Below are 11488 nucleotides of genomic sequence, written 5' to 3'. Positions count from 1 at the left end.
GGCGCGCTTCTCGGCCGACCGAAACCAAACGATCGTGCATCATCAGGGGAACGCGTTGAACGTTACCGAATACCTCCGGATCATCCGTCAGCACTGGGTTCCTGTCACCGCTATCGCGCTTGCCGGAATCGTGCTGGCCAGCCTGTTCGCATTCACGCGGACACCGATGTACACGACCTCCTCCCAGGTATTCGTGTCGTTCCACGGCGCGGAGTCGACGTCCGAGCTGGCCACAGGGACCACCTATGTCCAGCGCCGGGTCGTGTCGTACGCCAACCTGGTGCGGAGCCCGCAGGTGCTCGACCCGGTGATCGAAGAGCTCGGCCTCGACACGACCCCGGGCGAGCTCGGCTCACGGGTCCAGGCGAGCCCGGTGACCGACACGGTCCTCGTCGACATCACCGCCACCGACGCCGACCCGACCGAGGCCGCACGGATCGCGAACACGGTCGCCGAGAGCCTCGCGGAACGCGTCGACGAGCTGGAGACGCCGCAGCGGACCGGCGACTCCCCGGTCCAGCTGCAGCTCGTCCGCGAGGCCGTCACCCCGGGCTCCGCGAGCTACCCGAACATCCCCGTGCTCGTCCTGGTGGGCTTCCTCCTGGCCACGGCGCTCGGGATCGCCCTCGCCGTCCTGCGCGAGATCGCCGACACCCGGGTGCGGTCGGAGCAGGACCTGCGCGCCGTCACCGACTCAGCGGTCATCGGGACCATCACCATGGACGACGAGGCGAAGCAGAACCCGCTGGTCGTCCAGACGAGCCCCTACCACACGCGGTCCGAGGCGTTCCGGCGGCTGCGGACGAACCTGCAGTTCCTCGACCTGGACGGCGGCCCGCAGGCGCTCGTCGTCACCTCGTCGGTGCCGAACGAGGGCAAGACGACGTCCGCCATCAACCTCGCCATCACGCTCGCCGACGCGGACGCGAAGGTCCTCCTGATCGACGCCGACCTGCGCAGGCCCTCGGTCGCCGGCTACCTCGGCATCGAGGGGTCGGTGGGGCTCACGACGCTCCTCATCCAGCGGGCCACCGTCGACGACGTCGTCCAGCCGTGGGGCTCGGCCGGCCTGTTCGTCATCCCGTCGGGCGCCGTCCCGCCGAACCCCGCCGAGCTCGTCGGCTCGAAGACGATGGCCCGGCTGATCGAGGAGCTGAGCGAGCAGTTCGACTACGTCATCATCGACACCCCGCCGCTGCAGCCCGTCACCGACGCCGCACTGATCGCCCGGATGACCAGCGGCGTGCTCATGGTCGTGGGCGCCGGCCAGATCCGCCGCGAGCAGCTACGGCAGTCGCTGGCGAACCTGTCCGCCGTCAGCGCCCGGGTGCTCGGGATCGTCCTGAACAAGGTGGGCCGCGGGGAGGACGCCTACGGCGCGAGCTACGGCTACGAGTACCAGCCGCGGACCGACGACACCGACGGCAAGCCCGGCAAGAAGATCCGCGGTCCCCTCAGGAGGAAGCCGGCGCGGCCCACGCCCGTCCAGGAGCCGACGGCGGTCCCCCGGTCGACGGACCCCGCACCGGCCCGGCGCTCGACGGAACCGGTCTCGATCGCCCACCCGTTGCAGCCCGTGCAGCCCGCCCGGCCCGGCCCGACCGCCGAGCCCGTCGAGCGCATCCCGCTCGGCGCTCCCACGACCGACCGCGGGCCGGCGAACGGCCTTCCCGCGCGGCACGGCGCCGAGCCCCGGCCCCCGCGGGTCGCCCCGGTCTGGGCGCCGGTCCAGGCCATGGGACCGCGCTCGGGCCTCGCCCCCACCAGCCAGCTGCAGACGATCCGCGTCTCGGACCGCACGACGACCAGCCGGAACGGGCTGGGCCACCGGTAGCCGCGTGACCCCGGGTCGTCAGGGAACGACCCGGGCAGGCACCCCCACGGCGGACGCGCCGTCCGGGACGTCGGCGAGCACGACGGCGTTGGCCCCGACCCGTGCCCGGTCGCCGACACGGACCGGCCCGAGGACGCGCGCGCCCGCGCCGACGTAGACGTCGTCACCGAGCACGGGGTCGCCGTCCACCCCGGTACGCGACCGTGCGGCGCCCAGCGTGATGCCCTGCTGCACGCGGGCGTCGCGGCCGATGACCACACCGGCGCCGATGACGACACCGGTCGGGTGCCACAGCACCAGCCCCGGCCCGATGCGCGCCGACCAGGCGATGTCCGCACCCGTGATCGCGTGGTTGACCTGCTTGACCACCGAGCCGAGCAACGGGACGGAGCTGCCCGCCCGCGCGGAGAGGCGGTACAGGAGGACCGCGAGGAAACGCAGGGTGAGGACCGTCGGCAGCACACCGGCGGTGCCGGGGCGGCGGGGGTCGTCGCTGGTCCGGTTGGCCGGGAGGTCCGCGAAGAGGCCCAGGGGCCCTGGCGCGGCGGTACCGTGCGCCGCGCCGTCGCTGCTGCCGGTGCTCGCGGTGCTGCCGGTGCCGTCCCTCGTACCGTTTCTCGTGTCGTCCGTCGTGTCGTGGGTCATCGCGTGTCCACCAGTCCTTCCGTCGTCGAGTCGGCGGGGCGTCCCAGGCCCCAGCGTGCGCGGCCGACGGCGCGTGCGGCGGCATCGACCACCGCACCGAGCCGTTCGCTCCCCGCTGTCCAGTCGTACGCGGCGACCCGCTCGACGGCGCTCTGCCGTAGCCGGTCGCGGTAGCCGTCGTCCGCGATGAGCCGGGCCACCGCCGCGGCGAGCGCGGCCGGGTCGCCGGGTGGCACCACCACGCCGTTGCCGAGGTCGCGCACCACCTCGGCCTGCCCCGGCACGTCGGTCGCCACCACCGGCAGGCCCGCGGCCGCGGCCTCGATCACCTTGAACGGTGAGGTGCCCTGTGCGCTCGCCGTGACGGCGCCCCGCGTGGCGAAGGCGAGCGTCGCCCCGCCCAGCACGCGTGCGACGTCGGCCCGGTCCAGGGTGCCCCGCCACTCGACGCCGGCGTCGCGAGCCTCGAGAACCTGCTCGCGCTCGACGCCGTCGCCGACCACGACGAGCCGCAGCCCGTCCGGCCAGGCGACCTGCCGCACGGCGGACACGAGGTCGCCGATCCCCTGCCACGGTGCGAGGTTCCCGACGAACACGCCGTAGGGCGGCTGCTCCGGGTCGCGCCGCGCTGCGGCGAACAGGGCGACGTCGGCACCGTTCTCCAGGACCGTCACCTCGTGGGCGGGCCGGCCCGTCACCTGGACCACCCAGCGCGCGATGCCCGCGGAGGGTGCGACCACCCGGTCCGCCACGACGAGCGGACGCAGGGCGAGCCATCGCATGAGCCGGGAGCGGCCGATCCAGGGGTGGACGGCCTCGACCTCGGCCAGGACACCCTGGGCGCAGACGACGGACGCCCCGCCGCGCAGCCGCGCCGCGACCAGGGCGGGCAGCGCGAACGGGTGCCAGCGCACGACGACGACGCCGCGCCGAGGCTGTCGCACCGAGTCCAGCAGCAGCCGGGCGAGCCGGGAGAACCGCCCGCCGGACCGCCCGCGCCGGGCGACCACCCGGTCGGGCCGGATCCCGAGGGCGGCGAGGCGTCTCAGCGTCCCGTCCAGGTGCACGCCGGCGGCGGCCGACTCGGCCGCGCCCTCGAGCCACACCAGGGTCACCCTGGTCCCTGCGTTCACGAGCGCCCTCCTGGTGCTGTCACGAGTGGTGCTGTCACGAGCCGGGGTGTCACGAGCCGGTGCCCTTCCGCGAGAGCAGGCGCGCACCGCGCCGCAGCACCCCCAGGTCCGACCGCAGCCTGCGCCACAGCAGTGCCTGCAGTGCGAGGACCGCGGCCCACACGAGGATCCCGACGACGAGGACGAGCCACGGGCTCAGGTCGGTCAGCAGGCGGGCGACCAGCCCCGCGACCCCGGCGGCGGCGCCGTGGCTCACGAAGGCCCGGGCACCGTTCCAGAACAGCGCCCGCGCCGGCGCCTCGGTGGCCCTGCTGACCCACCAGAGGCCCAGCGGCCACACCACCGCGGTCGACGCCGCGTAGCCGAGCGCGGCGCCGGTCATGCCGAAGAAGCTGCCGCCGCCGATGGCGAGCAGCACCACCGGCCGGGTCACCAGCGTGAACCGCAGGAGCGCACCGGTGCGCCCGGACGACTGGAACACCCAGTTCGGAGCGAAGTTGGCGGCCTCGAACACGCCGCCGACCGCCAGGATCGCGAAGGCCGGGGCAGCGGCCGACCACCGCTCACCGAGCACCACCTCGACGACCGGTCCCGCCAGGGCGGCCGCCAGCATCAGCGCGGGGACGATCGTGTGCAGCAGGATCGTCTGGCCGAAGAGCAGGAACTCGCGGTAGCGCGGCGGGTCGTCGTGGACGCGGGAGAGCACGGGGAGCGCCACCCGGTTGGCCGGCCAGGTGGCCTGCCGGATCGGCAGCGCCATGAGCTGGTACACGCGGCTGTAGAGGCCGGCCACACCCGCGCCGAACCGGACGCCGAGGATCGCGGTGTCGATGTTCCGAGTGGCGTAACCGAGGAGCTGCGCGCCCAGCAGGTTCGAGCCGTACCGCACGAACGGACGCACGGAGACGTCCCGCCGCGGAAGGCCGGGCAGCCACCGGCCGGCGACGATCACTCCTGCCGACATCACGAACGCGGCGACGAGCTGCTGCGCGACGAGCGCCCAGTAGCCGCCGCCCGCCACCGCGATCAGGATCGCCGCGCACAGCCCTGCGACCGGCCCGGCCACGTCGGCGACCGCGGCGGCGCCCAGCCGCATCCCGCGCACGAGGCTCGCGCGGTGCTGCGTGGCCACGCTGTTCAGCACGAAGCTGAGCGAGACCCAGCGGGTCACGTCCGTGAGCTCCGGCTGTCCGTAGAAGGCAGCGACCAGGGGCGCACAGGCGATCCCGGCTCCCGTCAGCACCGCGCCGATGAGGGTGTTCAGCCAGAAGAGGTTGTCGCGCTCGGCGTCGGACAGGGTCTTCGCCTGGACGGCGGCGTTGGCCAGCCCGAAGTCCCGTACCGTCTCGGCGACGCCGACGAGGGCGAGCACCATCGCCAGATACCCGAAGGCCTCCGGAGCCAGCAACCGCGCCAGGACGACGATCGAGACCGCCTGGACACCGACCTTGAGCAGCTGACCGCCCATGGTCACGGCGCCGCCCCGCGCTGCCTGCCTGCCGAGAGGCGCCGGGTCCGCGCCCACGGACGTTCCGCTCACCGTCGCCGGCCGGCACGATGCGGCACTACCCTGCGGTACGCCTCCGCGTGCCGCCGGCCGACCAGCTCCCAGTCGCGCTCGTCCAGGTGGGGCCGGGTCCCTCGCTCGCGGGTCAGCCGTGCGACGGCCATGGCCCGCAGGAGGTCCGCCGGCTGCAGCACGCCGTCGTACATGATCACCCAGCCCTCGCCGACCTCGCGGGCGAGGCCGTCGGTGGCAGCGCTGCGCGGGACCAGCACCGGCCGGTCGAGGGACAGCGCGAGCAGGGCCGCACCCGAGTTGTGCATCTCCCGGTAGGGCAGCACCACGAGCTCCGCACGGCGCACCTCGCGCGCGAGCACGTCGTCGGGCACGAACTCGAGCCTGGCCTCTATCCGGTCGTCGGCCGCGGCGACCGCCGTGATGTGCTCCGCGAGCGCCGCGTCCTGGGACTTGCCGACGATGGTCAGGCGCATCGCCGGGTCGTTGACCGCACGGAACACGTCGAGCAGCCGTTCGATGCCCTTGTACCGGCGGACGAGGCCGAACTGGAACAGCCGGCCCGGCTCGGGCCTGGTGGCGGGGTCGGGCGGGAAGACCGACCGGTAGTGGCCGTGCGGGATCGTGGCGTCCCGCACCCCGGGCGGCAGCGGCGTGGTCGGGTTGAGCCTGATCCACAGCACGGTCCGACGGTCGAGCGCCTCCAGGAAGGAGCGCTCCAGGCGGTCGCCGGACTCGTGCGGCGCGATGTTGTGCGCGGTGCGTACCACCGGGGTCTCGGTGAGCTCGAGCCGCAGCAGGAGCGTGGAGGCGAGCGCTACCTTGACGAACCTGCCGACCGGAGTCCGCTGGCGCACGAGGAACTCCGGCCAGTGCACGTGCAGCACGTCGTACGTCCCGAAGATCGCACGGAACCACGAGAAGGTCAGGATCTCGATCTCGGGCGGCGCCCCGCCGATCATGTGGTCGACGTACTGCGTGGTGCCGTTCGGGGCCGGCAGCACGTGGAGCACACGGATCCGTACGGCGCGTGCGGTCTCGACGTCCACCGGAGCCGCGGACCCGCCGGTCCTGCTCCTACCGCTCTTCCAGCGCACCGTGTCCCTTTCACCATAAATGCCCTATTGCCTACCCGCAGAAACTCCGAAAATCGAACACCGGCAATGGCTATAAATCGTATTCCTGAGACGAATGCCGCGCATCCGGGCGTTCAGTAGGCGCCGCTCGGCGCAAAGACCTCGCGAGCGGTCCGCAGCATGATCCCGATGTCCCCCAGCAGGCTCCAGTTCTCCACGTAGTAGAGATCCAGCCGGGTGCCCTGGTCGATGGTCAGGTCGTTCCGGCCGCTCACCTGCCACAGGCCCGTCAGCCCCGGCTTGACGAACAGGCGGCGGCGCAGCGCGTCGTCGTACTGGGCGACCTCGAGCGCGACCTGCGGCCGAGGGCCGACCAGGCTCATGTCGCCCTTGACCACGTTCACCAGCTGCGGGAACTCGTCGAGCGAGTACTTGCGCAGGAACCGGCCGAGCGGGGTGACGCGCGGGTCGTCCTTGTGCTTGTAGAAGACGCCGACGTCGCCGTCGAGCACCTCGCTGAGGCGCGCCTCGGCGTCCGACCGCATCGACCGCAGCTTGTAGAGCGTGAAGGGCCTGCCGTTCAGCCCGATCCGCTGTTGCCGGAACACGGCCGGCCCCGGGCTGGTGAGGCGGACACAGAGCGCGAGCACGAGCAGCGGCACGGCGACCACGGCACCGATCAGCGTCGCGACCACGATGTCGAACACCCGCTTCATCGCGTGCTGGAGGCCGGTGTAGCCGGGCGGCGAGACCTGCACCACCGGCACGCCGTCCACCGGCGTGATCAGCAGGCGCGGGCTCGCGACGTCGGCCAGCGCCGGGACGACGACCAGCTCCGCGCCGGTGGCCTCGAGGTCCCAGGCCAGCTGCTTGAGTGCCGCAGGGGTGGCACGGTCGGACGCCGTCACGGCGACGACGTCGACCTCGATCGCCCGGGCGGCCTCCGCGGCGTCCTCGACACGGCCGAGCACCGGGACCCCGGTCACGGGCGAGGGCATCCCGGCGCCGCCCGGGATGCAGATGCCCACGACCAGGAAGCCCGCCTCGTGCGCACGGTCCACCCGACGGCAGAGGTCGAGCACCGCGTCACGCGCTCCGACGACCAGCGTGCGCCGCTGGAACCGTCCGTGCGCGCGCTCCGCGTGCAGCCGGGCCGTGAGGATCCGCCGCCCGACGACGAGGAACACCAGACCGACGGGCAGGGTCACCGCCACGTACGACCGGGCGAGGTCGAACTTGACGAGGTAGCACACGATCGCGGTGAGGCCGAAGAGCGCCAGCGTGCCCCGGGCGACACGGACGTACTCCTCACGGCCCGAGCCCAGGATGCGCGGGCTGCGCGTACCGGCCAGGCCGAGCGCGATCACCCACGCCTCGGCCAGCACCACGGAGATGAGCGCGTACTGGCCGCCGCGCGGCTCGAAGAGCTCCACCTGGACCTGCCGGTCGAAGCGGAGCACGTAGCCCATCGTCACGGCCGCCACCACGGCGACGATGTCCACGAAGAGGGCCCTGCCCGTGACGATCTGCTGCCACGGGGCAGCCGGGCCACGGCGTGGGGCGGGTGCGGTCATCGACGCCGAGAGCCGTGCGGCCTCGTGGTCCAGCTGCTTCGTGAGCTCGGCTGCTTCGCGATCGACGTCGGCGGCGTTCGGATGGTTCCCGATGGTCACGGCACTCCCCTGGACAGGTACATCAAGGCTGGGTGCACTGAGAACGGCCGTGCGCCGCGCCTCACCTCGACGGTGAGGTGCGGCGCACGGTCGGTCGGAAGGCCACGCGCAGGCGGCCTCGAGCTGATCAGTTCTGGCGAGCCCGGATCCGGCTCACGACGATCGCGACCACGCCGACGACCAGGAGCCCACCCGCGACCGCGAGGTACGGGAGGCTGGTCGAGCCGGTGGCGGCGAGGCCCGTACCGCCGTCGCCACCGCCCGCGGCGCCACCGGTGCCCGCCGCGACGGCGGTGATCGTGTAGGTCTCGGAGAGCGGCTCGCCGCTCGCGTCCAGGACCTGCACCGTGTAGTCGCCCGCCGCCGAGACGGTGGCGGTCTCGGTGGCCGTGCCGTTGTCGTCGAGCATGAGAGTCGCCGACTCGGCGCCGGCCACGTCGACGGCCTCGTCGGCTCCCGCGGCCTCACCCGCGAAGGAGATCTGCACGGTGACGGTAGCGCCCGCCATGTCCGCGCACTCGACGGTGAAGCCGAAGGGCTCGTTCACCGTCACCGTCTGGCTGTCGAACGTGATGACGCACGGGTACTCGCCGTAGTCGGTGTCCGCCTGACCCGCGTGCGCGGCCCCGGCCGGTGCCAGCACGACCGCCGCGGCGATCGTCATAGCGCTGATAAAGCGTCGAAGCATTGCCCTGTCCCTCTGGATAGTGACTTTCTGCTGCACGTGATAGGTGCCAATGCACCGGTCTGCGTGCCCGGCATATCCAGCGCGGTAACACGCACGCCCGAAATCGGGCCGATCAGCCGGCCGGAGTCATTTCCTTATCGACACTTCGACGGGTCGAGGACCCGGCGTCGTGCGGAGAATGACATCCCCGTCCTGGTGCTTCCCAGAGATAATGGCATAGGTCACAGATGCTGTCTCGCCAGGGTGAAGTTCTATGTCATCGAATACTCTTTGCAGTTCATCGTGCTTTTGCGGCGAAATCCCAATTTTCTCCGAGTTTTCGGACGCCTGGACGACTGCGCCGCCGGCCGGTGCATACACGATGGAACGCAGCCGGATCAGGCCCGGGTCGCTCTCGCCGCGACCGACGATGTAGTCCGGCAGACCGGCGGCGTCGGACTCGTCGACACGCGACGTGTACGTGACGGTGACGTCGAGCTCCCGGGCCCCGTCGGACCGGACGCCCCGCTCGACGACGTCCACCGCGGTGTCGAGGTAGTAGCCGATCTTGGCCATCTGCAGGCCGTGGGTGAAGACGCCGACCACGGGGCGGGAGCCGTTCACCCCACGCAGGCCGCCGTCGAGCACGGTGCCCTCGAGCAGGTCCGCCTCCGCCCGGTCCGCCGACCACACGAGCAGCCGGCCCTGGCGCGCGGCGACCGCCAGGGCGTCGACCATCCCGGACGGCTCGCCCGACCCCGAGGACAAGGACGCGAACGCCGACTCCGCGACGTCGGCGAAGATCAGGTCGGCGCCGTCCGGCGTCTCCGTCAGGTAGATGCCGTTGACCAGATAGCTCACCAGGTCCTCGCCCAGCAGACGCTCGCCGGAGCCGACGGCCACGGGGCCGTCGGTCTTGAGGACCTCGGCCAGCGCGGCCGGGTCGACGGCGAGCACGCCGTCCACCGTCTGCCCCGTCTCCCGTGCCCACATCGCACGCGCGATCTCCGCCGCCCGGGGGAAGTCGGGGGTCGACGTCACGTTCTGCATCCACCGGCCGACCTTGTCGCCGAACACCGCCTGCTCGTCCTCCGTCAGCTCCGCGGGCGGCTGCTTGAACGGGCCCACCTGGCTGGCGGGCATCTGCTCCGTGAGCTCGATCCTGCCCCGGTCGGCATGCAGCACCAGCACGGTCCCGACGATGCCGCCCAGCGCCCGCGGCTCCGCGTTGTTCTGCACGAGCACGAGGTAGTCCCGGGGCCCGTCGGCGCCCAGCATCGGCGGGATGAGCCGCGCCGCACGCGCCGCCGTCGCCGTCGACATCCGCAGGTCGGCAAGCTGCTGCTCCAGGTCGGAGACGGCAGCCGACACCTGCGGCAGCACGGGCGAGCGGTTGATGCCCTCGACGCGCTGCAGGGCGTACGCCACGGACTGGTCGGCGCGCACCACGTCCGGCGCCACGCCCTCCAGGGGCCTGAGGTCCACGCGCCCCCCGTGCGGCGCGAAGGTGGCCGGATCAGCCACCTCCACGACCTCCGCGAGCTGTGGCAACGGCCCTCGGGCGAGCCCGTCGACCACCGTCGCCATCGTCGCGACCGCCTCCACCGTGGGCCCGACGCCGGGCAGCCTCCCGGCCAGCGACCAGTGCGGCCCGCCCGTCGCGTCCTTCGCGTCTGCCGCATGCCTCTGCAGCTCGGTCACGGTGCTGTCCAGCTGCTCCGTGCGGCCCGCGACGGCGTCGGTCTGCAGCGTGGAGACGCCTCGAGCGGCCTGCTCCAGCGAGTCCCGGGCCCGCAGGGCGTCCAGCGCCACCCAGGCGACGAGGACCGCGAGGAGGACGAGCAGCGCTACCAGGCTCAGCGCCGCCACCTTCAGGTTCCGGCGCCGTCGCCGGGTCCAGAATGCCGGCTTGGGCAGCGGCGGCTTCTTCCACGGTGCCGGTGCCGGCGGCGCGGGGCGCGCCCGCGTGACCGTGGCGAGGCGTCCGGCCGCCGGCCCGTCCGGGTCGTCCGGGCCGGGCGACCTGGGCTTTCTGAGCGGCAGAACTTTGGCGCCCTCGCCGGAATTCCTGTCGGTTTGCGTATTTTGAGACGGGCTGCCAGCGAGCGGAAACACCGGCGCGTCCGCCCACTTGTCGCCCCATCCAGGATGTGTCACCGGACCTCCTGATGGCTGTGTCAGCGCGGTGCGCGTCACGTTACCCGTCACCTGCCGAACGAGCGCGGCGGAATTCACCCGTTTGCATTGACGGCGACCATTGCCGGGCGATTTTCCACGTCATGCGCATGACGCCGGGTCAAGGCAAAGTAATGCATGGTTAGAATGGCGCCGGGCTTACCACAGATTTCGAGAGGGGCATCTTTTATGTCGCTTACCGTGCTCGCCGTCTGCACGGGCAACATCTGCCGGTCCCCCGCCGTCGAGACCTTGCTGCGTGGTGTCCTCGACCCGTCCGTCACCGTGGGCAGCGCAGGGACGAACGCGCTGGTGGGTCGCCCGATCGCCGAGCCCATGGCGGAGCTCCTGACGGCCGGCGGCTTCCCGCCCGCCGACTTCGCCGCGCGGCAGCTGACCCCGGACCTGGTCGAGCAGGCCGACCTGGTCCTCGCCCTGACCCCGGAGCACCGCGCCCGGGTCGTCGAGTCGGTACCGTCCGCCGTCCGCCGCACCGTCACGGTCGCGGAGCTGGGGCGGCTGTCCACCACCCTCGTCCCGGGTTCGATCGCCGGGCAGGACGACGCGGCCCGGCTCGCGGCGCTCCTTCCCGCGGCGCTCCTCGAGCGGCCCCGGCACGTCGGCCGCCACCACGACGACGGCGTGGTCGACCCCTACCAGCGCTCCGCCGCCACCTACCGCCGCTGCTACGACCAGATCCTCGACGCCCTGACCCCGATGATGGCGGCGCTGCGCGCCTGACCGGCGCAGTTCACCCGGCGGCGCG

General features: G+C 72.6%; 9 protein-coding genes. 2 read left to right on the top strand and 7 right to left on the bottom strand.

Annotation, left to right across the window (positions count from 1 at the left end):
* The first annotated feature begins 55 nt into the window (after positions 1 to 55).
* Positions 56 to 1834: a tyrosine-protein kinase domain-containing protein gene (locus LUM46_RS15540; RefSeq protein ID WP_274995052.1), complete on the top strand. Its 1779-nt coding sequence runs from the start codon at positions 56 to 58 to the stop codon at positions 1832 to 1834.
* Between the two features lie 18 nt (positions 1835 to 1852).
* Here LUM46_RS15540 and LUM46_RS15535 read toward each other — a convergent pair whose 3' ends face one another.
* The 7 genes from LUM46_RS15535 to LUM46_RS15505 all read right to left on the bottom strand — a co-directional run bounded on the left by LUM46_RS15535 (position 1853) and on the right by LUM46_RS15505 (position 10416).
* Positions 1853 to 2479, bottom strand: coding sequence for a serine O-acetyltransferase (locus tag LUM46_RS15535; protein WP_274995051.1), 627 nt, complete (start codon positions 2477 to 2479; stop codon positions 1853 to 1855).
* Positions 2476 to 3612, bottom strand: a complete 1137-nt coding sequence (locus tag LUM46_RS15530) for a glycosyltransferase family 4 protein (protein WP_274995050.1) — start codon at positions 3610 to 3612, stop codon at positions 2476 to 2478. Before LUM46_RS15530 ends, LUM46_RS15535 begins: the two co-directional genes overlap by 4 nt.
* Positions 3613 to 3661: 49 nt before the next feature.
* The gene (locus LUM46_RS15525; RefSeq protein WP_274995048.1) at positions 3662 to 5152 is read right to left on the bottom strand and encodes a lipopolysaccharide biosynthesis protein; all 1491 of its coding nucleotides are present in this window, start codon (positions 5150 to 5152) and stop codon (positions 3662 to 3664) included.
* Positions 5149 to 6228: a glycosyltransferase gene (locus tag LUM46_RS15520; RefSeq protein WP_274995046.1), complete on the bottom strand. Its 1080-nt coding sequence runs from the start codon at positions 6226 to 6228 to the stop codon at positions 5149 to 5151. The genes LUM46_RS15525 and LUM46_RS15520 overlap by 4 nt, the downstream gene beginning before the upstream one ends.
* A gap of 113 nt (positions 6229 to 6341) precedes the next feature.
* Positions 6342 to 7880, bottom strand: coding sequence for a sugar transferase (locus LUM46_RS15515; RefSeq protein WP_274995043.1), 1539 nt, complete (start codon positions 7878 to 7880; stop codon positions 6342 to 6344).
* Positions 7881 to 8007: 127 nt separating this feature from the next.
* On the bottom strand, positions 8008 to 8568 hold the full coding sequence (locus tag LUM46_RS15510) for a hypothetical protein (protein ID WP_274995041.1): 561 nt from the start codon (positions 8566 to 8568) through the stop codon (positions 8008 to 8010).
* 126 nt (positions 8569 to 8694) lie between these two features.
* Positions 8695 to 10416 carry a DUF4012 domain-containing protein gene (locus tag LUM46_RS15505; RefSeq protein WP_274995039.1) on the bottom strand — a complete coding sequence of 574 codons (1722 nt, stop codon included), beginning with the start codon at positions 10414 to 10416 and terminating at the stop codon, positions 8695 to 8697.
* 495 nt (positions 10417 to 10911) lie between these two features.
* Between LUM46_RS15505 and LUM46_RS15500 the strand changes: the two genes are divergently transcribed.
* Complete coding sequence (locus LUM46_RS15500; RefSeq protein WP_274995037.1) at positions 10912 to 11463, top strand: arsenate-mycothiol transferase ArsC; 552 nt, start codon at positions 10912 to 10914, stop codon at positions 11461 to 11463.
* The last annotated feature ends 25 nt before the right edge of the window (positions 11464 to 11488 follow it).

Origin of the sequence: Promicromonospora iranensis, from assembly GCF_028994805.1 — a bacterium.
Lineage (GTDB): Bacteria > Actinomycetota > Actinomycetes > Actinomycetales > Cellulomonadaceae > Promicromonospora > Promicromonospora iranensis.
Note: the sequence above shows the minus strand (reverse complement) of the source record. Positions and strands in the feature narration are given on the sequence as shown.